Source organism: Ruegeria sp. SCP10 (assembly GCF_040329495.1).
Lineage (GTDB): Bacteria > Pseudomonadota > Alphaproteobacteria > Rhodobacterales > Rhodobacteraceae > Ruegeria.
Map to the genome: position 1 here is coordinate 173,129 of NZ_JBDZYF010000003.1, position 23,141 is coordinate 196,269.

The window sequence follows — 23,141 nt, forward strand, 5'->3', positions numbered from 1 at the left end:
GTTTCAATCTTTCTGAGGTTCGAATTTCAGAGCGGTGACTTCGATCATGACCGGTCCATCTGTGGCGGCTGTTTCGCGCAAGGCCTGCGCGACAGCGCAGGGTTCAGCTGGAATCGAACTGAATGGAATGCCAAATGACTTGGCAGTGGCGGCGAAATCTGGGGGCGAGGGGTCACACCCTATGACGGTCACGCCCACATCCTGCATTGACGTGGCGATTTCCCGATATCCGTGATTGTTCCAGATCACGAATGTGATGGGCAGGTTTTCATCGACTGCTGCCATAATTTCGGGCAATGAAAACTGAGCGCCGCCATCGCCGGCAATGCAGATCACTCGGGCTGTTGGATCGGCGATTGATGCACCGATCGCAGCAGGTATCCCGTAGCCGAGCGCACCATACCCCGTCGCTGCATTGAACCAGCCACCAGCCCGGTCGTGATCGTAGAAAAGATTACCGGCATAAATTGGTTGGGTAGAGTCCCCGACCATCAGCGCATTTGGGGCCGCCGCGCGCATCGCATTCAGGATTTCCACCTGATGGCGATAATCGGGGCCAATTTCTTCCCAGGCGGCGTCGCGTGCGTTGCTGGCACGTTCTGCACCATCGCATTGCTTTGCGTCCAGAGGCAGAGCCTCAAGCAGCTGCGGAATAACCACGTCAACGTCACCTTGAATGGTAAGGGTTGCCTCGTGTCGGGCCAGTTGATCGCTACACCGATCAACCCGGATCAGGCCTGACAGTTTTGCGAACTCACCCGTGTCGTACATATCGTAGTCCGTTGGCCCCAGCTCAGTTCCCAAAGCAAGCACACAATCGGCGCTTTCTATCAGTGCGCGGACCGCGTTCAGGCTCGGGCTTGCTGGAACGGTCAGAGGATGCCCATGCATCAGGCCGCGCGCGTTGACAGTTTGGACCACCGGGGCATCCAGCGCTTCGGCCAAAGCTTGCAGTCCGACCCCAACACGTTTCGCGCCGCCACCTGCCAAAATGACAGTTTGCTTCGCTTCGGCCAGTTGCTTTGCGGCTTGTGTGATCAGAACCGGGTTGACCTGCGGCTCTGGATCGAGCGTCGCGAGAGGCGTTTCCTGATATTCAGCCGCCGCGATATCCAACGGAACCTCGATATGCACCGGTCCGGGGCGGCCGTTTGCGAGGCTGTGAAAAACGCGGCTCAGTGTTGGGTCCAGTGACTTGGTTTCGGAGACTTGTTCCGAAACCAGTGCAACTGTTTTGGATAGAGCCAGTTGATCCGGCAATTCATGCAGATGCCCCAAGCCCTTGCCGAGCGATGCGGTTCTGTTCACGCCAGACACCACCAACATTGGCACTGAATCGGCGCGCGCCTGTGCCATCGGCGTCAGCGTATTGGTCAATCCCGGGCCGGTAATAACAAAGGCCACGCCCGGTTTGCCCGACACGCGGGCATAGCCATCGGCCATGAAACCCGCACCCTGTTCGTGCCGAGGCGTAACATGACGAATGCCCGAGGCCGCAAGCCCGCGGTACAGCTCAACCGTGTGAACTCCTGGAATTCCGAAAACGCAGGTCACATTTCTTTGGCGAAGTTTCGAAACCAGAGCTTCGCCGATTGTCATTTTGCTCATGCAACCTCGCGTGATTTACTGTTGGCGTGATCGATGATGCGAGAGATTGCGGTGGCAAAATCTGTGTCGTTGATCGTCAGCGCGACGCGCACCCAGGTCTTCAAGCTGTCCCCAAAGGCGGAACCCGGCATCACAGCGACCCCGGCTTGCAACAGATCCCAGGCATAAGCTTCGCCGTCCAGCCCGGTGGCAGACACGTTGATGAGCGCAAACATTCCTGCCTCGGGGCGGTGAACAGTCAGATCCGTTTCCGCTTCAAGGCGATCAGCCAGCAAGGTGGCGCGCCCTGAGAAACGGGCGGCCATACCGGGGGCAACATCGGACCCGTCGCGGATCGCTTTTTCGGTCATATCCGCGATGAAGGGCTGATTGCCAAAGAGCATGGTCTCGGAATACGGCAGCAGTGCGTCGCAAAACGCTGCGGGCCCCACGCACCAGCCGCTGCGAAACCCCGGGGCAGCATGTGATTTCGAGATGGATGAGACGCCTATGACGCGATCCGCCAGTTCTGGTTGAGCCAATGGCGAAACAAAACGGGCCCCGTCAAAAATCAATTCTTCATAGACCTCATCCGAGATGATCCACAAATCATTGGCAATCGCGAGTTTTCCGATTTCGGCGATCTCCGTAGCAGTCAGGATCGCACCCGTTGGGTTATGTGGCGTTGTCAGAAGGATGGCACGGCTGCGGGGCGTGATCCGCGCAGCGATGTCTTTGGCCTGCATGCGAAAGCCGTGCTCCGGATGCAGCGGAACGGGCACCATTTCCGCACCCGAAGCGCGTATGACCCCTTCGTAGGTTGCATACATCGGATCGCCGACCAGAACTTCGTCACCGGCCTCGGCAACCCCAGCCATCGCTGTGAACAGGGCGGTTTGTGTCCCGGGAAAGCAAAGAAAGTTCTCGGGCCCGAAAACCCGCCCACGAGAGGCTGAATAGCGCGTGGCAAGCGCGTCAAGAAGTCCAGCTTCACCGCGTCCGTTGGAATATCCTGTCCGCTGCGCACGTAGCGAGGTCACTGTGGCTTCGACCAAAGCTTCGGACACGGGAACATCCGGTTCGCCGATCGTCATCTCAACGATATCCGTACCGGCTTTGATAAGTTCGCGCGCTTTTAGGTGAACGCCCCATTTGGCACCACCCAAACCTGCCAATCGTTTGGTTACGGTCGTGGTCTTCATTGTTGTTCCACTTCTTTGTTCAATGGAATCCCGACGATGGCGCTGACAGAATCCAACCCGATTTGCGCCAGTTGGCCTTCGGAAAATGCATCCGGAAGCGCACCCCCTTCCAGCCAGAGGCCGTCGATCACCGCGTTACAGGCAATGGCCAGTTGCTTTGCCTCCGACGCTGCGACCGAGCGCCCGGTTTCTTGCAATGCGGCGACAATCAATTTCTCGAGGTGATCCCGGAAATAGTTATAGGTTTGCTGGTGGATGCGCTGCATTTTTGGATCATGCTGCACCTTGTTCAGGAAACCGGCCCATAAGGCCACAGCGCTCGTATTAACGATTGGTGGCCGCAACGAGGCGTCAACAAAGTTGGTTAACCGAGAGACTGCGCTGCCTTGACCCGATGAAGCAGCTGTCTGATCGGTCAGCGTGTTCATGTGGTGCTCATATGCAGCCTGAACCAACTCTTCTTTCGATGAGAAGTAATGACGGATCAACCCTTGAGTCACATTGGCGCGGGCAGCGATCTCACGCACTGTGGCGCCCCGAACGCCCATTTCGGCGATCAGATCTAAAGTCGCCAGGATCAGCGCCTCGCGCCGAACCTCAGCAGACTCACGTGTAAATTTTCGGCTGTCGTCCTGCACGTCCGGGTCATCCATGGCATGGCACTATTATACACTTGCATAATTGCGAGATTCGGGGCTTACTGCAAGTCGAAATCAGAAGATTCTTGGATATGGACACAGCCAGAGCAACATCATCCACACTCGAAGCAACCGCGTCGAACGAGGCAATAAAGGTTGAAGACCTCCACAAATCTTTCGGCACGCTGGAGGTTTTGAAAGGTGTGTCGCTAACAGCCAACAAGGGGGATGTCGTTGCCATCATCGGGGGGTCAGGTTCTGGTAAATCCACTATGCTGCGCTGCATCAATTTCTTGGAAACGCCGAGTTCGGGAAAGATCACCATAGGTGGTGAACTGGTTGAGATGCACACCGATGGCAGCCCGTCCAACCGCCGCCAGATCGAACGTATCCGAACGCGGTTGGCGATGGTGTTTCAGCAGTTCAATCTGTGGACACATCGCACGCTTTTAGAGAACGTGATCGAAGTGCCTGTGCATGTGCTAAAGGTACCAAAGTCAGAGGCCATTGCTCGGGCGCATGAACTGCTGGAAAGGGTGGGGCTCGGCGACAAGGCCGACACCTATCCAGCCTATCTGTCAGGTGGTCAGCAACAGCGCGCTGCCATTGCACGCGCGCTTGCGGTCGATCCGTCTGTCATGCTGTTTGACGAGCCCACCTCGGCGCTTGATCCCGAACTGGTCGGCGAGGTTTTGACCGTGATCCGTGATCTGGCCGCCGAAGGGCGCACCATGCTGCTTGTCACCCATGAAATGAAATTTGCGCGCGAGGTCGCAAACCACGTTGTCTATCTTTTCGAAGGCCGCATTGAAGAGCAGGGGCAACCTGCCGAGGTCTTTGGGAACCCAAAATCAGAACGGTTGAAGCAATTCCTCAGCTCGGTCGCCTGATCCAGTCAAAACAAACGAATGAATCAACAGGGAGTAACAAAATGAACGTCAAGAAACTGCTCGCATCCGGGCTTGCCGCTGCCATCCTTTCGGCTGGTGCCGCCAGTGCCGAAGAGGTCAAGATCGGCATCGCAGCTGAGCCTTACCCGCCATTCGCGTCGCTCGATAGCTCAGGCAATTGGGTCGGCTGGGAGATTGATGTCATCAACGCTGTCTGTGCTGCAGCCGAACTTGACTGTGTTATCACACCCGTCGCTTGGGATGGCATTATCCCGTCGCTGACCGGTCAGCAGATCGATGCGATCATGGCCTCGATGTCAATCACCGAGGAACGCTTGAAGACCATTGATTTCAGCGATCCTTATTACAACACACCCGCCGTCATCGTCGCGGATAAATCGATGGATGTTGAAGCAACCCCCGAGTCGCTGGCAGGTAAAGTTGTTGGCATTCAGGCTTCGACCATCCACCAGGCCTATGCGCAGGAATACTTCAAGGATTCCGAACTGCGCGTCTACCAAACCCAGGATGAGGCTAATCAGGATCTGTTCGCAGGCCGCATTGATGCTACGCAGGCTGATAGCATTGCGATGGCTGACTTTGTGAACTCGGATGCCGGCGCCTGCTGTGAAATCAAAGGTGCCGTTGCAGACGATCCGGCCATTCTGGGCCGCGGTGTGGGTGCTGGTGTCCGCAAGGGTCAAGATGACCTGCTTGCGGCGTTGAATAAGGGCATCGCGGCAATTCTGGCCGATGGCACGCACGAGGAAATCACGTCGAACTATTTCTCGGCCAGTATCTACTAAGCTGCCGCTGTGACCGAACTGTTGGACTCACTTGGATTGGCGCAGAGCGCAGAGCTTCTTTCGCTGTCGCCACCGGGGTGGGGGGGCAATCTGCTGCGCGGATTGTCCCACTCATTGCAGATCGCTTTTGGTGCGTATGCGCTGGGCCTCGTGATCGGATTGTTCGGAGCTTATGGCAAACTTTATGGTGGGAAGGTCACGCGCGATCTTCTTGCCATTTATACGACTGTGATCCGGGCCGTACCGGAACTGGTTCTGATCCTGATCCTGTATTACGTGGGATCGGATATCATCAACAAAATCTCTGCCGCCATGGGCGGTGGCCGGGTCGAGGTTAGCGGCGTTGGCGCGGGCATATGGGTGCTGGGCGTTGTTCAGGGCGCATATGCAACCGAAATTCTGCGCGGTGCCATTCAGGCGGTTCCACCCGGTCAGATCGAAGCTGCCAAATCCTACGGGATGCCTGCCTTCATGACCATGCGGCGTGTGACAATCCCTGCGATGATGAGCTTCGCCGTGCCCGGTTTGGCCAACCTGTGGCTGATTGCGACCAAAGACACGGCACTGCTTGCTGTTGTGGGTTTCAACGAGTTGACGCTGGAGACCCGACAAGCTGCCAGCAGCACGCGCGCCTATTTCACCTTCTTTCTGGCGGCGGGTTTTCTCTATCTCATGGTTACCCTGTTCTCCGGCGGTATCTTCGCCCGGATTGAGAAATGGGCGCGTCGTGGCCAACCCTCTCTGACGGGAGGGAGCAGATGATCGATTTCAGATCGCTGATGCAACCACACCGTATCGTGATGATGCTAGTCTTCGTCGGGATCGTCATATGGTGCGCCGTATCGCTGCAATGGGACTGGATTCCGAAATACGCCCCACTGGCCCTTCAGGGTATTTGGACGACAATCTGGTTGTTGGTTGTCACCGTTGTTCTTGGTTTCCTGATTGCGGTTCCGCTTGGGTTGGCGCAGGCGGTTGGACCCTGGTATCTTGCCGCCCCTGCCAAGGCATTTTGTACCATCATCCGCGGTACTCCGCTGCTGTTGCAGCTTTGGTTATTGTACTATGGGTTGGGCTCGCTCTTCCCGCAGTTTCCGTGGATACGGTCTTCAGAACTATGGCCCTATCTGCGGCAGGCATGGCCTTATGCAGTGCTGGCGTTGACGTTGTCTTATGCCGGTTATGAAGGTGAAGTTATGCGTGGCGCGTTCAAGGGCGTTGCCAAGGGGCAGCTTGAGGCCGCCAAGTCTTTTGGTATGCCGCGGTTTACCATGTTCCGCCGCATCTGGTTGCCACAGGCGATCCGCAATGTTCTTCCGACATTGGGTGGCGAAACCATCCTTCAGTTGAAAGCAACCCCCTTGGTCGCCACTATCACCGTTGTCGATATCTACGCCGTCTCTTCACGTGTGCGTTCCGATACTTTCATTATCTATGAGCCGCTCCTTCTATTGGCTGTATTCTATATTCTGGTGGCGGGTGTGATTGCTTTGGCGTTCCACTGGTTGGAGGTCCGAGTTTTGGGAACTGGAAAGCGAAGTACGTCTTGATTTTGAACTAGCGGAGGATAGTGGACGGTTCGTATCAGTTCTTGCTGCGGCCTGTTGGCCCTGCCTATCTGTCAGCTCCTGTACTGAACGGGTGGCGAATTGTTGAACGTCACATGTGTCAGCCATCGCGTTTGCAAAAGACTTGGATCAAAAGGTTTCGCAGAATTTCTTTGGTGGTCGTCTGTCCAGAGTTCATGGTGCACGCGGTCCTATCGACCAGATGCCAGAGCCCGCTTTGGTATCAAGATCAGCGAGCGGTGAGAGGCATGGCGCCATCGTGCGAAACCTTCGTCGGAATGGTACATCTACCGTCGACCCGCTTGCCAAACAGGTCGGAGCCTCGCGCCGAACAGTAATGCGCGATATCTCTGCTCTGCGGGATGAAGGCCAAATAATCTACTCTGATGTAGGGCGGGGTGGGTGGCTGCAGCTTGATCCACGCTCTATGCAGACAACAGCAAAGCTATCGGTGTCCGAGATTATTGCGTTGTTAATCAGCGTCGCAGCAACACGTGCCGCTGGAAACTTACCCTTTTACGCTCTTGCCGATGCGGGTCTTGCGAAAATTGAAAAGGCGCTACCGGCAGAAAAAGTGAAAGACCTACGCACGTTTTGGACTGTCTCCATATTGGCCAGATTTCACCGTTGCCGGACTTGTCGGATGTGAGAGTAACAAAGTCTTAGCTTCTTCCTGCAGTCGAAACCGCGTTTCTTCAGCGACAGTTCATTCGGTTTGTTTATTGTGACGCCAGAGGTCAAAAAACGCAGCGCGAAGTCGAACCCAAAGCAATGCTCATACTACAGCCATTGTGGTATCTGGTGGGCTGGGACCCGTTGCGCAAAGACCTTCGCCACTTCAGGATGGACCGGATTGCTGATCCTACGGTCGTTCCCGATACTCAATTCCGCCGGCGCCATGTTCCGTTTGAGGATTATGTTTGTCCTTACAGTGAAATGATTAGCTGAACTAAGATCCGCTTCGCGAAATGGGCTTCAGGCTCGCAGATGTTATGTTTTTGTCAATGCATAAGCTCCGTCCCATTCCTTAATACCTACCCAAAATTCATGGTTGGCACGAACTTGACGTTTGGCAGCGCTAAAACTTCGCAATTTGATGTTTCCCATAGTGAACAACGGCGTACGATGTGCGCAAATCGGATGAAGTTGAAACGAGACAGATAGACCATGAGCGAACTTGAAGCGCAGCGCAAAATCTCCATCGAAGCGACACAGAGCGGACCTCCGCCTCGGACGATCAACCCGTTCTTTGGCGTCGGGCCCATCACGGACGTCATGCAGGATGAGGCTGAAGGGCGTAAAAACCGTTTCGACTTTGACCGTTGGTTGGAATCCACCTATCGCAAGCTTGACGACAACGGCAACGATCTGGGGCCGTTCACCACCGCAGAGATCGGCCGTTCGATGCATCGTGGCTATCCAGCGGATGCAATCTTGCGGGACATGATGTTCCATATCCATCGGTATTTTGGCTTCCCAAAATCAAACCCGATGGCTGTAGGCCTTGGTGGCGGCCATAGTGGTTTTACCGTCGCCATCATGCACTTGATGAACCCGAATCTGGACGGTCAGAAACTTTTCGTCGACACGCCGCGCCCGGAATCGGGCGAAGCCAACAAGGGTGGGTTCTTTCGCCAAAGCTGGGGCACACAGATCCTGGAATTGCAGCAGTTTGCCGCCAATGGGCACGAAGACAAGGTCGTCTTCGCGGGCGCTGAAGGCACGATCCCGTCAGCGGACGAGTTGGAGGCCATGGGCATCACCCTGTTTGTTGGCGTTGGGCACGAAACCACCGGGGCCACGACCTACACCACTGAAGAAGTCACCTCGCTTCTGGAATGGTTGGACCGCGACCCGGCAAACCGCCACGCGATGATTGATGCAACGTCGATGCTGGGCGGGATGCCCTGGCCGCAGGATGTGGTCGAGGCCTTCATGGCCAAATGCAACATTTTCACCCCGTTCCAGAAAGCAATCGGTGGGATTTCGGGTTACTTCCTGGCGTCGTTCACCCCAGCAGCAATGCAGCTGATCGAAGACAACCAAAAGAACCCGGCCTGGGCGATTGCGCGCCAGCTGAAGCTGGTTGTTCCGACCGATGCCAAAAAGCCGCTGACCGGTAAAAAGTCTGTGGGTCTTGGCCCGTTCTATGATGCTACGGCGGACAAGATGACCGGGGGAGTAATCAATACATTCTCGTCGCTGGCTTTCGCTGAAACGACCTATGGCCTGTTGCGTGTCGAAAAGATGTTTGGCTCGGTTGGCGTGATGAACCAGCGCTCGGCCGCCAACCGGGCGCAGATCGATACATGGCTGGCCGGTCAGGATCTGCTGGTTGCTGGTGTTAGCGATGCTCAGAAACGGGGCGCGGCGGTGACCCTGCTGGCGGTGAATGATCCGGGCATCACCGATCCTGCCATTCACGCGCGCATCATCGCGCGGTCGAAGCAACTCTTGGGTTACGAAGGGCTGACGCATCCCAATGGCGATTATGAGCCGGGCCTGGATGCAGCTCGCTATGTCAACGCGTTCCCTGGTACCCCTGGTGACTATCGCGCCTGGATCGGTGGCATTCGTGAGCCCGAGGATATCGTGCGTCTGCTGGACAACATCTCTTACGCCTATCACCGTGCCAAAGTCGTGGTGCTGGAAGAGGAGTTGGCCGCGCAAGGGACCACTTTCGACGCCTCGGCAACAGGCGGGGCGGACCTGCGTCAGGACGACCCAAACCGCGCCTATCGCATTCTGGTCGCGGATCTGGTCGGCCTGAAGTTTGGTGCCGATGGGCAACCGGATGCTTCGGCGGTCAAGGCCTATGTCGAGGAACAGGGCGCAACCTTCACTTATGGCGGCTGGGATGGGTCCGATCTGCCTGCTGGCCAGCATTTCTTCTATCTGCCGGATCTGTCCACGCATGAGGAACTGACGGCGGCGTGCTGTGGCAACCAGTATGACGCGGTCATCGCGGCGGCGACCTTCTTTCCCGAGAATGCAACCTTTCCCGAAGGCGGCGTGCGTATTGGTGCAGGAACCGGCAACATGGCCTGTGCCTGCTGGGGTGGCGGCGACGGCGTGGGCGGTTCTGCCCCGCTGATGAACACCCCCAGCTTCAACAGCCGCGCAACGGCGCAGACAGCGATGAAGGCTCTGCTGCGTGTTTTGCCTGATCTGAAGGTTGATGAGATGCACAAGCGTGTTGTTGACGGCGACTTTGACACCGGCAAGCACCTGCGCGATTACCCGACTGAAAAGCTGGAAGGCAAAAGACTGGGCGTGATCGGCTACGGCAATATCGGCCGCGAAGTGGCCAAGCTGGGCAAAGCCTTTGGAATGACCGTCGCCATCTACGCCCGCGAGGGCCATCGCCAATGGATTGAAAGCGAAGGTTTCATCTACGCTGCAACTCCGGAAGAGGCCGCCGCAGGCGCGGATGTGTTGTCGCCTCATACCGGCCTTGGTGCCAAGGGTGCGGATGGTGTCTTTGCCAATGCGGGGCTTGTTGGCGCGTCGGTTCTGAATGCCCTGAATGATGGCGCGGTTCTGGTCAACTACGACCGTGGCGAGGTTGTCGATGCAGACGCGCTGAATGACGCGATGGCCTTGGGCAAAGTGGCCTATGCCGCGATCGATGCTGATCTGTTCATTGCAGAGGATGGCAGCCTGTTTGGCCCAATGGTGCCTTACCGTCCGCTGGTCGACGCCTATCCGGGGCGATTGGAGCTGCTCCCCCATGCGGCAGCGGATACCGAGCATACCTCACGCGTTGAAGGGGCCAAGCAAGCGGTCGATCAGATCCTGTCGGCTATTCGCTATCGCAAAGTGATCAACTGCAAAGGTGATATCCCCGAGGGTTATATCAGCGGCGGCGCACATACTGTCGCCGGAGTCGGCAAAGTATCCGCCTCTGCGATTGCGTCGGCAGCAGCAGATGCCGATACGTTGGTCCGTCTGCGCGACGCGGCTGAAACACTGGCTGCGATCTGGGGCGCCATTGAAACAACCCGCGACCCGGCCCGCCGGGCGGAATTGATCGAACGTCACGGAGAAGCGTTGACGCTGGCGTCGAACACGCTGCACCGAGACTTTGACGCCTGGGGCCTGGTCGGCGGTTACGACTGATTTGGCTCGGAAAGTCGACAGGCTGTGCGCAATGCAATAGCCGCGGATCTATTGAAACGTGTCAAGCAAACCATCCAGTGGGTGGTTTGCTTCCTGGAGCAGGATGATCTTTCAGGTGAAATGCCATTCTGCGCGTCCGGACATGGGGCAGTATGTGTCCAGCACCTATCCACTGTTGGCTTTTTGGGCCGCAAGCAATGCGGCCTCTAGTATCGACTGATCGCCAATGTGATTGGCCAGGATCAGGATCAATCGGGCGTTCAGCGCGTGGACCCCTGTTTCGGTTAGCCCATCATGGGCGTTCAGTAGTGCCTCATAGAAATCGTCGCCATTGTCGAAGTTTGGGGTCAGGATCAGGTCTGACATGGTTCAGGTCCTTCCGCAGGCTGTGTACATTGCCGCCTCGATGACCTTTGGGTCAAAGCTTGGCCAGCGACCGGCCACATGCTGATCGGGACGGATTAACAAAACGGCTGATTGCGCCTCGCCCAAATAGCGTTCAGCCAAATGGCCTGTGACGTTCTGCAGCGTAAAACAATCCAGCGCCTGCTCAGCCACTTCTAGCTGCTTAGGCAGATTGCAGTTCAGAGCGAGAATCGAGAATGCACCAGTGTTGAGACGATCCAGCAGATACCCGTTTTCCAAAGGCGCATCAGGTAGTGGACTGCCGGGTCGTGTGCAAGCTGGCCCATCGGGCATCCCGTCGTCACTATTTAGCGGCGAAAGATCATAGGTGCACGGCACCGACAGGCGACCCGAATTCACCAAAGGGCGCGCGAAATCAAAATCGGTGACCAGATCGAGCACCGCATCGCGGAACAGCGCATGTGCAGGGTTCCGAGGCGTCAAAAAATCAGCGCTGCGGCTGGAATTTTTGATGTTCTCCAACGCGCCGTGCTTGCGTTCGGTATGGTAACTGTCGAGCAGCGCATCTGGCGCATGGCCTTGGATCACTGCGGCCAGTTTCCAGCCTAGATTGTCGATATCCTGAATGCCGCCATTGCAACCTCGGGCGCCAAAGGGGCTGACCTGATGCGCGCTGTCGCCTGCAAAGAATATCCGACCATGGCGATACTCTTTCATCGTGCAGCAGCGGAACGTGTAGATTGATGACCATACCGGCTCGAACTCTACGTTTTCTCCGATCATCGCTGATACGCGGGAGGCCACCTTATCAGGGTCCAGTTCGGCCTTGCGATCAATGTCCCATCCAAGCTGGAAATCAAGTCTCCAGACATTATCAGGCTGCTTGTGCATCAGGGCGGTTTCACCGCGATTGAACGGCGGATCGAACCAGAACCGACGCTCGACCGGGAAATCCGCCTTCATCTTGATATCCGCGATCAGGAAGTTGTCTTCGAACACGCGACCTTCGAAACCAAGCCCCAGCATCTCGCGCATGGGCGAGCTCGCGCCGTCACAGGCTACAAGGTAGTCGGCTTCGATCTGATAGGGGCCGTCTGGCGTATCGACATCCAAAAGTGTGTAGTCTTCGTTTTGTGTCAGCGCTGTGAGCTGGTTCTGCCCGCGAATCTCAATCGGTGCGCCCAAATCTTGCTGACGGCGAATTTCCTCGACGATGAATTGTTCGAAATAGGGTTGTTGCAGGTTGATGAAGGCCGGGCGTTTGTGGCCTTCTTCTGGCAACAGGTTGAACGAGTAAATCTCTTCCGTGTCACGGTAGACCCGGCCCAGATTCCAGACCACGCCTTTCTCGACCATGGGTTCCCCGCAGCCTAAACGGTCGCAAATTTCCAATGTGCGTTTGGAAAAGCAAATCGCGCGGCTACCCATGCCCACGCCGTCATGGTCATCCAGCACAAGGCACCCAACGCCTTTCTTACCAAGATCCAGTGCAAGCCCCATGCCAACGGGACCACCACCCACGATCACAACCGGAAAGCGGCTGGGTCTGGGTGCATCCTGATCGGGGACCCTTTCGTAGGGATAAAGCTGAAAGGCCGTTTGATATCGTGCTGCAACCATGCCGACTTACCCCTGCAGGGCCTCCCACATGTCCAGATCGCGCTGGGCGGTCCAGATCCGGGGTGTGTCGATGCCGCGGGCCTCGTCATAGGCGCGTGCGACATTGAAGGGCAGGCAGTGTTCATAGATGGCGTAGTCTTTGAACTTCGGATCACATTCTGCGCGGACTGCATCCCATGCGGCTTTGAGGGAGCCGCCCTTGGCGGCAACGGGTTTTACAGCGTTATAGGTGCTATCCACAAAATCACGCGTATTAGCCAAGGCCGCGTCGACCATCTGACGCCCAACAAGCGCGTCCCCACGTCCGGGCGCGATGCTTTGCGGATCGTAGGATTTGACCGCATCCAGTGTTGCGCCCCAATCTTCGAAATGGCCATCACCGCAGTAGCAGGCCGAGTGATATTCGACGATGTCACCAGTGAACATCGTTTGGCTATCGGGCACCCAGATGATGCTATCACCCGCCGTATGCGCGCGCCCGATCTGCTTGATCACAACCTTGCGGTTGCCCAGATAGACGGTCATCTGATCGTTGAAGGTTGTTGTAGGCCAGGTCAATCCGGGGATGCTTTCATGCCCTTCAAACAGGCGTGGAAAACGCTGAAACTCGCTGTCCCAGTCTTCCTGCCCGCGCTCCACCACCATGGCGCGCGCCGCATCGGACATGATGATCTGATCTGCGCCAAAGGCCGACGCACCCAACACACGTACAGCATGATAATGGGTCAGAACCACATGAGAGATTGGCTTGTCGGTAACGCCGCGCACGCAGTCGATCACCTTTTGCGCAAGGCGCGGGGTGGCTTGGGCCTCTATGATCATGACACTGTCGTCACCGATGATCACACCCGAGTTCGGATCGCCCTCAGCAGTGAAAGCATAAAGTCCGTCGCCGATCTCGGTAAATGAGATATTCTTTTCAGACATATCCCCTTGGCTTGCGAATGCTTTGGCCATGATCGGCTTCTCCCTGATACGGCCGCCCGATTGCATGCGAAGCGACAGTTTGTTTCATCTGCAACGAGTTGTTTGTCTTTGCAAATGAGGCAAAAGTCAATATCGTTTTAGATGCAACGATCGTGGATTTTGCCGAAATGCCAGACAAATTTAACCTGTCTTCCTTCTTACCATACCGGCTTGCGATACTGTCCGAACGGGTCAGCCGCCGCTTGTCGGTCGAATACGACCGGACGCATGGGCTGGCCGCTGCAGAATGGCGGGTGCTGGTGCATCTTCAGCGCTGTGGAACCGCATCGGTCCGCGATATCCGAACTTATGTGAACCTTGAAAAGCCACGGGTCAGTCGTGCGGTTTCCAAACTCGAGGCTGACGGGCTGGTCACGAAGGTGCCCGGTGATACTGATGCGCGGCTTGTTTCGATTTCGCTGACCGATGCCGGGCACCAGGCGCTGGCCGAGATATTGCCCGCCGCCCGAGAGATCGAAGACCGTTTGCTTGCGGTTGCAAGCCCCGAAGATTTGGCAACATTCTACACAGTCATGGAGCGCATGCATCATGTGCTGGACAAGGACCCGCTGGCCAAGCCGCGCTCGGCCATGGATCTGGACGGTGTTGAGAGCTGAAGCCAAGCCTCCAGTTTTTTTAGGAAGGTGCCGACATTCCCAGCGTTTTCAGGGTCTCAGCCATCGTCTTGTGCCAACGGTCACGCAACGAAGCACTTGTGTTCCGCCGCAGCCCAAGTGATTTCAGAAGCGCGAACCGCTTATCATCGTCACCACCGAATGAGCCAGCAACGCGAGGCCACCAATAGGTGACTGAGGCTTGCATAAGCTCAGCCTCGCCTTGTTCGATCAGTTTGATCGCCCCCTCCTTCGCCAATTCACCATGATGCGCTTCGATAGGAGCAATTGCGCGGAAAGCTTCGGCGAGCGGCTGATATGAAATTGTTGAGTATTCGGCCAGTTGTTCGGCCACAGCACCGCTCATGAGCAGGTTCATGATCACTGCGTCCGACCAGCCCGAAAACGGATAGTTGAACACGGCCAGACGCATGTCATGTTCGGACCGGGTGGCCCCGATATCAGCATCCCGGTTCAGCCGCGCCGTCCAGGGATGATGGTTGGCATAACGGTCCGTATCGACGCCGAACTCGCCCATGATGTTCAAAACGCGGTCTGCATGATCCGTTTTTTCAAGCACGATTTTTGACGCGGCGATGCGTTCCTTGATACCCGGTCCAAGGTTGATCACATCTGCAAAACCTGCTGCCCCTGCCAGCTCGCTGTCGACAAATGTTGCCATCAGTTTCAACAGTTCCGCGCGATAGCGTGGCGGAACGTTTGACAGGTTGGTCAGCACACCGCCCGAGGCAAGATAGGTGTCGAGGGTCATGGCGTCGTTCATATCGGGTTCCTCGCTACTGATCGTAATCCACGACCACGCGGTCTGTCAGCGGATAGGCCTGACAGCTAAGCACGTAGCCCTTCGCAACCTCGTAATCCTCAAGCGCATGGTTGGCGAGCATCTCAACCTCACCTTCCAGCACCTTGCAACGACAGGTCGAACACACACCGGCCTTGCAGGCGTAAGGGGCATCCATCGCGTTTTCCAGGGCGGCATCAAGCAAAGACATGTCCTTGGGAATGGTCAGAGTCTGGGTCGAGCCGTCCAGAGTAATGGACGCACTGGTCTGATTGTCCGTCCGGCTGGCATCCGCCGCGCTTGCCTTGCGCTTTGCACGACCGGGCTGCGCGCTGGCGAACAACTCGAACTTGATCTGGCTGTCATCCAACCCGTGATCGCGCAGGGCAGCGGCAATGCCCAGCATCATCGGTTCTGGCCCACAGATAAATGCGGTATCGACGTTTTCGATGTCGACCCAGTGCTTGAACAGGTCCGCGCATTTTTCCTGTGTCACCAACCCGGTGAAGAGGTCGATTTCCTGAGAATCCGTTTCCAGAATATGGATCACATTCAAACGGCCCATATAGAGGTTCTTGAGGTCCTCCAATTCCTCGCGGAACATGATCGTATTGATGCCTTTGTTGGCATAGATCAGCGTAAACTGCGATTGGGGTTCGCGGGCGAGGGTGGTTTTGAGGATCGACAAAACCGGTGTCACGCCAGACCCACCGGCAAAGCCGAGATACTGCTTTTCAGCATTTTCATTGATCGGAGCATGGAAGCTGCCCATGGGCGGCATGGCCTGCACAATGTCACCGACACTCAGCTCGGCGTTGGCCCAGTTTGAGAACGCACCGCCATCGACACGCTTGATGCCAACCTGCAAAATGCCATCGTCTTTCCCTGCGCAGATTGAGTAGGATCGACGCAGTTCTTCACCCTCAAAATCACGACGGAATGTCAGGTACTGACCGGCGATAAAGTCGAACTCCTTCACTGCGCCGTTCATCGGTTCGAGCGTTACAACCACCGCATCGCGGATTGTTTTGTGGATATCGGTGACCTTCAGGTCGTGAAAACGTGCCATCGCGTGCTTCTCCTCAGATGCACTTGAAATAATCGAAGGGTTCGAGACAGTCGGTGCAACGCCAATGCGCCTTGCACGGGGTCGAGCCAAACTGGCTGACTTTTTCAACTGCCTTGCTGCCGCAATGCGGGCAACGCTCGGGTCCGCCCGCCGGTTGCGGCGGGGCGATCCCGTATTCTTCCAGCCGGGCGCGGCCCTTGTCACTCAGCCAATCGGTGGTCCAGGCGGGTGCGATGGTGGTTTCGATCCTCAGATCCTTGATCCCGTGATCCCGTAGCGCCGTTTCGATGTCCATGCTGATGACTGAGGTCGCAGGGCAACCGGAATAGGTTGGGGTAACCGTCACAGTCAGTGTGCCCGCATCCCAGTGCACATCGCGCACGATCCCAAGATCGACCACTGAAATCACAGGGATTTCAGGGTCAGGAACAGCATCCAGCCATTCCCAAATCTGGTCCGTTGGCACCCGGTTCATATCGGTTTACCACCTGGCGCCGGGGTAGGCGCGTTGCAGCCATTGCATCTGAGTCAGAAGGTGCCCCAGGTGCTCGGTATGCATCTGCCCGGTACGCCCGCCCTTGTGCGCAAATGTGCTGTCGGGGATGGTCAGCGTCGCATCCGCCAGAACACGTTGGACCAATGTGTCATATTCGGCGCGCAGATGGGCAGGGTTGGGCGCGATACCCGCTGCCACCATCTCGGAGTCCACCTCATCGCTGGCGAACATCTCACCCACATAAGGCCACAGATAGTCCAGCGCCGCCTGCATCCGGTCATGGCTTTCCGCCGTTCCGTCGCCCAACCCAACAACTGTGTCGCTTGAGCGTTCCAGGTGATAGGCGACCTCTTTGCTGGCCTTGGTCGCAATGGCCGCGACACGGTCGTCTGACGATTTGATCAGGCGCCCCAGCATGATCGAATGCCATGCATCAAACAGGAATTGGCGCATCAACGTCCGGCCAAAGTCTTCGTTTGGAACCTCGACCAGCAGAACGTTGCGAAAATCCCAAACGTCGCGCAGGAACGCCAAGTCATCCGCGCTTTTGCCGCCCTCCACTTCGCCCGCAAGCCCCAGCCACATCTGGGTTTGGCCGATCAGATCCAGCGCCGTGTTGGCCAGCGCGATATCTTCTTCCAAAACCGGCGCATGGCCGCACCACTCGCTGACGCGATGGCCGAGGATCAGGGTATTGTCCCCCATTCTCAACAGAAATTGCAGGAAGGCTTCGTCGCGGCTCATTACATCGCCCCCACTTCATTGGGAATGTCGAAGAATGTCGGGTGACGGTAGACCTTGCTTTCGCTGGGCTCATATAGCGGGCCCTTGTCACTGGGGGATGAGGCCGAAATGTTGTTCGCTTCGACCACCCAGATCGACACGCCTTCGTTGCGGCGCGTATAGACATCGCGTGCGTTCTTGATCGCCATTTCAGCGTCAGCCGCGTGCAGCGAGCCGACATGACGGTGGCTCATACCGTGCTGACCGCGGATAAAGACTTCCCAAAGGGGCCATTCGTTTTTCATCGGGTTTCCTCCTCAGGTCAGGTCTATTCAGCCGCCACTTGACGGGCGCGTTTCTTTTTTGCGTGGGCCAGTAGGCCGTCCCGCACCCATTGCCCGTCGTCCCAGGCTTTGTTCCGCGCGGCCAGACGATCTGTGTTGCAAGGCCCGTTGCCTTTGATGACGTCGAAGAACTCGGACCAGTCGGGTTCCGAGAAATCGTAGTGGCCGCGTTCTTCGTTCCATTTCAGGTTTGGATCGGGGATGGTCAGGCCTAGGAATTCGGCCTGCGGCACGGTCTGATCGACGAATTTCTGACGCAGCTCGTCATTGGTGTTCATCTTGATCTTCCAGGCCATCGATTGGGTCGAATGCACCGAATCCTTATCCGATGGCCCGAACATCATCAGCGACGGGTACCAAAATCGGTTCAGGGCATCTTGTGCCATTTTCTTCTGTTCGGGCGTGCCTTCGGCCATCTTGCGAATGGCATCATAGCCCTGACGCTGGTGGAAGCTTTCTTCCTTGCAGATCCGGATCATGGCCCGCGAATAGGGGCCATAAGACGTGCGCTGCAGCGGCACCTGGTTCATGATCGCGGCACCATCAACCAGCCAGCCTACCGCGCCGATATCGGCCCAGTTCAGCGTGGGATAGTTGAAGATCGATGAGTATTTCATGCGGCCGTCCAGCAGCATTTCGGTCAACTCGTCCCGGCTGACGCCCAGTGTTTCTGCCGCGCAATACAGGTACAGCCCGTGCCCGGCCTCGTCCTGAACCTTTGCCAGCAGGATTGCCTTGCGCTCCAATGTGGGCGCGCGCGTGATCCAGTTGCCTTCGGGCAGTTGTCCAACGATCTCAGAGTGGGCGTGCTGACCGATCTGGCGGATCAGCGTTTTGCGATAGCCTTGCGGCATCCAATCCTTCGGCTCGATCTTGATGTCCGCGTCGATCTTTGCCTGAAATTCCGCAAGCTTTTCGGGGTCATCATTTGTGGCCTCGGATCTAACCATTTGTGCGTACATCTTGCCTCCTCCGTTCGGGTTGACCCAGACTTGAACCGGTCGGCACGGCTCGTTCTGTGATCTGCCCGTCAAACCCGTTCCAAAATCAAAGCGGCACCCTGTCCGACGCCCACGCACATAGTGCATAGCGCGTAACGACCGCCTGTCCGGCGCAGTTGATACGCAGCCGTTAGCACCAATCGCGCGCCGGACATGCCAAGCGGGTGGCCCAAGGCAATTGCGCCTCCATTTGGGTTCACATGCGCTGCGTCGTCGGGCAGGCCCAACTCTCTGAGCGTTGCCAATCCCTGAGAGGCAAAGGCCTCGTTCAACTCTATCACATCCATCTGTTCGATGGTGAGCCCGGCCCGGGCCAGCACTTTGCGACTGGCCGGTACTGGGCCAATCCCCATGATGCGCGGTTCAACCCCGGCAACGGACATGCCCACAATGCGCGCGATCGGAGTGAGGCCATTCTTTGCGGCCGCCCCTTCATTCGCCATCAGTATCGCTGCCGCGCCGTCGTTGACGCCCGATGCATTGCCCGCCGTAACTGTATTGTCTGGTGCATTCACCCCTTTAAGGCCCGACAGTTTTTCTGCCGTTGTGCCCGGGCGCGGGTGTTCATCGGTGTCGATCACAACCGGATCGCCTTTGCGCTGTGGAACCGAGACCGGGGTGATCTCATCCGCGAATAGACCTGCTTTGTGTGCGGCGGCCCACCGGGCCTGACTGCGCGCGGCGAAACTGTCCTGATCCGCGCGGCTGATACCGTAGTCTGCGGCCACGTTATCAGCGGTTTGTGGCATTGAATCAATGCCATAGGCCTGCTGCATCTTGGGGTTCACAAAGCGCCAGCCAATCGTTGTGTCATAAACCGCATTGCTGCGCGTGAACGCGGATGTCGCTTTGGGCATCACAAAAGGCGCGCGGGACATGCTTTCGACCCCGCCCGCGATTGCCAGGTCATAGTCTCCTGCCTTGATCCCGCGAGCCACCATCCCAACCGCATCCATCCCGCTGGCGCACAGACGGTTCACTGTGGTTCCTGGTACCTCAACCGGCAATCCGGCCAACAAGGCAGCCATCCGCGCCACGTTCCGGTTGCTTTCACCTGCCTGATTGGCATCCCCATAGATGACGTCATCCACGCTGGACCAGTCCACTTGCGGGTTCCGCTCTTTCAAAGCGGCCAGCGGAATGGCCGCCAGATCATCCGTGCGGATCGAGGACAACGCACCTCCATATCGCCCGATCGGAGTGCGCGTCGCATCGCAAATGAATGCATCCATCCGTGAAGTCTCCTAGGTGTTCACGTTATTCATAGACCGTATGGTCGGTTTATAGGGTTTCTACCGATTCGAGGCAAGTATTATGTTACCAAAAAATAGCGGTTGCGGAAATATCGGTAACATATCGAATCGTCACCACCGATGCTTGGCACGAGTTGGCCGTGATCCAGCTTAGCTGCTCAATTCAGCTTCCAGCGCAGAGAGCTTTGGCCGGGGCAACCGGTCCAGAAGATCAGAAACGGCCGCTCGGCATTCAGGCCCTTTCCAATCGGCGGGAAGGAAATCTGCTGGCAACACCGGGTGGCGCAATACGATGCGGCGCCAATTGTGTACGATGAGAACGCGTAACATCGCGGTTTCCATCGGATCATCCGCACCGGTTCTAGGTAGAAGGCCATCGACGATACGAACAGATTCTAGGAAATCAGCATATGCGGTTTTCAACGGCTGCGGCCCGAACAGGTCTTGCAACCAGTCAGGAACAGAAATGGCGCTGGTCTCATAGCCCAGCAAATCCTCCAGATCATCCGGCATCGGCCCCGGCGCCATAGCTGTTGCCGGGTTGAGTGACACATAATCCCCGGTCAACAATAGGTCAGCCAGTTCTTTACGGGATGTGTCGGAGTTGTTTGCAATCAGCACGTGCCAGATATCCGGCATGCTGACTTCACGTCCATAAATGCGCGGTGCTGCTGCAGCACTTTGATTGCGCCCATAGTCCGTGAGGTGATGGGTGCTTGCGCGCCCGATGCGGGTGCTTTCGATCCACCCGTCTTTGCGCAACCGATGCAAGGCAACCCTTGTTGCCTCAGCCTTGATGCCAACGCGACCCGTCAACGCCGTAATAAGTGAGCCGCTGATCTGGTCCGATTTGTTTTGCGCAAGATCGCCAAAAATCGTCACCAAAACTGACCACACCCGCAGGGAGTCGGTGGATGTCAGTCGACTGACACAGGAGTCAAACCAGTCGTTGGGCGCGTCTTTCATGACCGCAGTATAGGCGGGCCAGATTGAATTGCCATCCGGCCCGAAGCCTTTAGTAGGCCACCATGGTCAGCAGTTCGTATTCAGCGACAAGTTCATCATCCTGCTGGGTCAGCGTGACGTGCCAGCGTATCTCGCCATACTGATCATTGCGTTTCGTCTTCGACTTTACAGTCAGGCGCACCTTGATGGTGTCCCCCGGCACAACCGGTTTCATAAAGCGCAACCCATCAAGGCCAGTATTGGCCAGGACAGGGCCCTCGTTCGGTTCGACAAACAACCCGGCGGCGAAGGACAACAGCAGGTATCCGTGCGCGACGCGACCGGGGAAGAACGGGTTCCTCTCCGCCGCGGCCTGATTCATGTGCGCATAGAACGTATCGCCCGTGAATCCGGCGAAGTGTTCGATATTATCCATCGTTACAACGCGCGGCGCCGTGACGAGTGTCTCGCCGATTTCAAGATCGTTGTAGCGTCGGGTAAAGGGGTGGGCGGGGCCTTTGATTTCGGTTGCGCCCGGAACCCATTTGGACCCGATCGCGGCCAGGATGTCCGGAGACCCCTGAATGGCCGTGCGCTGCATATAGTGTTTCACGCCCCGCACGCCACCCATTTCCTCTCCGCCACCTGCGCGACCGGGGCCGCCATGAACCATATGGGGCAGGGGTGAGCCATGGCCGGTGGATTCTTTCATCGAGTCGCGGTTGTTGAAGTAAAGCCGCCCGTGATAGGCCCCCGCGCCCATGGCGAATTTGCAAGCGACATCCGTGTCATGGGTGATGACCGATGCAACCAACGAGCCCTGTCCCTTATTCGCCAGCTCAATCGCGTGATCGGTATCTCGGTATCCCATTATGGTGCTGACCGGGCCGAAGGCCTCGGTGTCATGGACGCGCGTCGCCGCATCTGGATTGGCGCAATGGAACAGCATCGGCGGCAGGAATGCCCCTTTTTCGGCATCTGCGCCGTCAACGGCAAAGTCATCCGGATCGCCAAACACACGCTCGGCCTCTTGCCCAATGACCGCGGCTTTTTCTAGCACATCCCGTTTTTGACCATTCGAGACCAGGGCTCCCATGCGCGTGGTTTCAAGTCTCGGGTCGCCGATGACCGTTTTGGACAGGCGCGCGGAAAGGGCTTCGATCACCGCCTGTACCTGTGGTTCAGGCGCGATGATCCGTCGGATTGCGGTACATTTCTGACCCGCTTTTGTGGTCATCTCCCGCTGAACTTCCTTGATGAACAGGTTAAATTCCGGCGTTCCCGGTTCAGCATCGGGGCCCAGAACCGAACAATTCAGGCTGTCTTGTTCGGCAACAAACCGTACCGAATTCTCAAGAATGAAAGGGTTTGAGCGCAGTTTTAGTGCCGTGTCGGCCGAACCGGTAAAACTGACCACATCCTGCAAGGTCAGACGATCCAGCATATCCCCCAGACCGCCTGAAACAAGCTGCAGTGCCCCGGCTGGCAAAATGCCCGAATCCAGCATCAGCCGCACGCACATTTCGGTGATATAGCAGGAATTCGTCGCCGGTTTGACGATCGCCGGAACACCGGCCAGCAGAGTCGGGGCGAGCTTTTCCAGCATGCCCCAAACCGGAAAGTTGAACGCATTGATGTGGACCGCCACGCCTTGCAGTGGGGTGCAGATGTGCTGGCCCAAAAATGTGCCGTTACGCGATAGCTGCTCGACGTCACCGTCCAGATACACGTGTCCGTCCGGCATCTCGCGGCGGCCTTTTGATGCGAAGATGAACATGGTGCCTATCCCGCCATCGATATCGATCAGGTGATCTGATTGCGTGGCGCCCGTATTAAACGAGAGGTCATACATGGCCTGCTTATGCTGCCCCAGATGCAGAGACAGCGCCTTGAGCATCTTGGCGCGTTCGTGAAAAGTCAGCTTACGCAGCGCAGGCCCGCCAACGTTGCGGGCATAGTCCAGCATGCCCTGCACATCCAAGCTGTTGTTGCCGGCGGTCGCGATCACCTCGCCCGTCACGGCGCTGGCAATGGTGCGGGCTCCGCCGCCCGGCGCAATCCATTCGCCCGCCGCGAAACTTGAAATCTGCTGGATTGTCATGAGCCACTCCTCAGTCCTGAGATGATCTGCG

The 23,141-nt window shown here is 57.1% G+C and carries 22 protein-coding genes and 1 pseudogene; 8 read left to right on the plus strand and 15 right to left on the minus strand.

Features of this window, described 5'->3' with window-relative positions; all coding sequences use genetic code 11:
* Positions 1–3: 3 nt before the first annotated feature.
* From ABLN87_RS09905 to ABLN87_RS09915, 3 genes are read right to left on the minus strand one after another with little or no spacing between them, the layout of a single operon-like run.
* Complete coding sequence (locus ABLN87_RS09905) at positions 4–1,608, minus strand: 5-guanidino-2-oxopentanoate decarboxylase (protein ID WP_353009611.1); 1,605 nt, start codon at positions 1,606–1,608, stop codon at positions 4–6.
* Positions 1,605–2,789: a pyridoxal phosphate-dependent aminotransferase gene (locus ABLN87_RS09910; RefSeq protein ID WP_353009613.1), complete on the minus strand. Its 1,185-nt coding sequence runs from the start codon at positions 2,787–2,789 to the stop codon at positions 1,605–1,607. Before ABLN87_RS09910 ends, ABLN87_RS09905 begins: the two co-directional genes overlap by 4 nt.
* Entirely contained in the window at positions 2,786–3,442 is a 657-nt protein-coding gene (locus tag ABLN87_RS09915; protein WP_353009616.1) for a TetR family transcriptional regulator C-terminal domain-containing protein, read from the minus strand. Before ABLN87_RS09915 ends, ABLN87_RS09910 begins: the two co-directional genes overlap by 4 nt.
* Before the next feature lie 77 nt (positions 3,443–3,519).
* Between ABLN87_RS09915 and ABLN87_RS09920 the strand changes: the two genes are divergently transcribed.
* The 7 genes and pseudogenes from ABLN87_RS09920 (at position 3,520) to ABLN87_RS09950 (ending at position 10,810) form a co-directional block, all read left to right on the plus strand.
* Positions 3,520–4,317, plus strand: a complete 798-nt coding sequence (locus tag ABLN87_RS09920) for an ABC transporter ATP-binding protein (RefSeq protein WP_353009618.1) — start codon at positions 3,520–3,522, stop codon at positions 4,315–4,317.
* Positions 4,318–4,358: 41 nt separating this feature from the next.
* Entirely contained in the window at positions 4,359–5,123 is a 765-nt protein-coding gene (locus ABLN87_RS09925) for a transporter substrate-binding domain-containing protein (protein WP_353009621.1), read from the plus strand.
* A gap of 9 nt (positions 5,124–5,132) precedes the next feature.
* Positions 5,133–5,885, plus strand: a complete 753-nt coding sequence (locus ABLN87_RS09930; protein WP_353009624.1) for an ABC transporter permease — start codon at positions 5,133–5,135, stop codon at positions 5,883–5,885.
* Positions 5,882–6,673, plus strand: coding sequence for an ABC transporter permease (locus ABLN87_RS09935; RefSeq protein ID WP_353009627.1), 792 nt, complete (start codon positions 5,882–5,884; stop codon positions 6,671–6,673). The genes ABLN87_RS09930 and ABLN87_RS09935 overlap by 4 nt, the downstream gene beginning before the upstream one ends.
* Before the next feature lie 220 nt (positions 6,674–6,893).
* Positions 6,894–7,340, plus strand: a complete 447-nt coding sequence (locus tag ABLN87_RS09940) for a helix-turn-helix transcriptional regulator (RefSeq protein WP_353010250.1) — start codon at positions 6,894–6,896, stop codon at positions 7,338–7,340.
* 80 nt (positions 7,341–7,420) lie between these two features.
* Positions 7,421–7,639, plus strand: a pseudogene (locus tag ABLN87_RS09945) (helix-turn-helix transcriptional regulator); the annotation flags it as partial.
* Between the two features lie 219 nt (positions 7,640–7,858).
* Complete coding sequence (locus tag ABLN87_RS09950; RefSeq protein ID WP_353009630.1) at positions 7,859–10,810, plus strand: NAD(P)-dependent oxidoreductase; 2,952 nt, start codon at positions 7,859–7,861, stop codon at positions 10,808–10,810.
* Between the two features lie 165 nt (positions 10,811–10,975).
* Here ABLN87_RS09950 and ABLN87_RS09955 read toward each other — a convergent pair whose 3' ends face one another.
* Genes ABLN87_RS09955 through ABLN87_RS09965 form a run of 3 tightly spaced genes read right to left on the minus strand, consistent with a single transcriptional unit; the run spans position 10,976 to position 13,753 of the window.
* Positions 10,976–11,176 carry a DUF2783 domain-containing protein gene (locus ABLN87_RS09955; RefSeq protein WP_353009633.1) on the minus strand — a complete coding sequence of 67 codons (201 nt, stop codon included), beginning with the start codon at positions 11,174–11,176 and terminating at the stop codon, positions 10,976–10,978.
* Between the two features lie 3 nt (positions 11,177–11,179).
* Positions 11,180–12,796, minus strand: a complete 1,617-nt coding sequence (locus ABLN87_RS09960; protein WP_353009636.1) for an FAD-dependent oxidoreductase — start codon at positions 12,794–12,796, stop codon at positions 11,180–11,182.
* A gap of 6 nt (positions 12,797–12,802) precedes the next feature.
* Positions 12,803–13,753, minus strand: a complete 951-nt coding sequence (locus tag ABLN87_RS09965) for an MBL fold metallo-hydrolase (RefSeq protein WP_353009638.1) — start codon at positions 13,751–13,753, stop codon at positions 12,803–12,805.
* 137 nt (positions 13,754–13,890) lie between these two features.
* Between ABLN87_RS09965 and ABLN87_RS09970 the strand changes: the two genes are divergently transcribed.
* On the plus strand, positions 13,891–14,379 hold the full coding sequence (locus ABLN87_RS09970) for a MarR family winged helix-turn-helix transcriptional regulator (RefSeq protein ID WP_353009641.1): 489 nt from the start codon (positions 13,891–13,893) through the stop codon (positions 14,377–14,379).
* Between the two features lie 19 nt (positions 14,380–14,398).
* Here ABLN87_RS09970 and ABLN87_RS09975 read toward each other — a convergent pair whose 3' ends face one another.
* From ABLN87_RS09975 to paaZ, 9 genes are all read right to left on the minus strand, one after another.
* A complete protein-coding gene (locus ABLN87_RS09975) occupies positions 14,399–15,160 on the minus strand; it encodes a Phenylacetic acid catabolic protein (protein WP_353009643.1) in 762 nt (253 codons plus the stop codon).
* A gap of 13 nt (positions 15,161–15,173) precedes the next feature.
* Positions 15,174–16,247 carry a 2Fe-2S iron-sulfur cluster-binding protein gene (locus tag ABLN87_RS09980; protein WP_353009646.1) on the minus strand — a complete coding sequence of 358 codons (1,074 nt, stop codon included), beginning with the start codon at positions 16,245–16,247 and terminating at the stop codon, positions 15,174–15,176.
* A 13-nt stretch (positions 16,248–16,260) separates the two neighbouring features.
* Positions 16,261–16,722 carry a 1,2-phenylacetyl-CoA epoxidase subunit PaaD gene (gene paaD / locus ABLN87_RS09985; RefSeq protein ID WP_353009648.1) on the minus strand — a complete coding sequence of 154 codons (462 nt, stop codon included), beginning with the start codon at positions 16,720–16,722 and terminating at the stop codon, positions 16,261–16,263.
* A gap of 6 nt (positions 16,723–16,728) precedes the next feature.
* Complete coding sequence (gene paaC, locus ABLN87_RS09990) at positions 16,729–17,487, minus strand: 1,2-phenylacetyl-CoA epoxidase subunit PaaC (protein WP_353009650.1); 759 nt, start codon at positions 17,485–17,487, stop codon at positions 16,729–16,731.
* Complete coding sequence (paaB, locus tag ABLN87_RS09995; protein ID WP_353009653.1) at positions 17,487–17,771, minus strand: 1,2-phenylacetyl-CoA epoxidase subunit PaaB; 285 nt, start codon at positions 17,769–17,771, stop codon at positions 17,487–17,489. The genes paaC and paaB overlap by 1 nt, the downstream gene beginning before the upstream one ends.
* 23 nt (positions 17,772–17,794) lie before the next feature.
* Positions 17,795–18,772: a 1,2-phenylacetyl-CoA epoxidase subunit PaaA gene (gene paaA / locus ABLN87_RS10000; RefSeq protein WP_353009656.1), complete on the minus strand. Its 978-nt coding sequence runs from the start codon at positions 18,770–18,772 to the stop codon at positions 17,795–17,797.
* Between the two features lie 68 nt (positions 18,773–18,840).
* Positions 18,841–20,043: a 3-oxoadipyl-CoA thiolase gene (pcaF, locus tag ABLN87_RS10005; protein WP_353009659.1), complete on the minus strand. Its 1,203-nt coding sequence runs from the start codon at positions 20,041–20,043 to the stop codon at positions 18,841–18,843.
* A 171-nt stretch (positions 20,044–20,214) separates the two neighbouring features.
* Positions 20,215–20,946 (minus strand): PaaX family transcriptional regulator C-terminal domain-containing protein, encoded by a 732-nt coding sequence (locus ABLN87_RS10010; protein ID WP_353009661.1) that lies wholly within the window; start codon positions 20,944–20,946, stop codon positions 20,215–20,217.
* Between the two features lie 133 nt (positions 20,947–21,079).
* Entirely contained in the window at positions 21,080–23,110 is a 2,031-nt protein-coding gene (gene paaZ, locus ABLN87_RS10015; protein ID WP_353009664.1) for a phenylacetic acid degradation bifunctional protein PaaZ, read from the minus strand.
* Between the last annotated feature and the right edge of the window lie 31 nt (positions 23,111–23,141).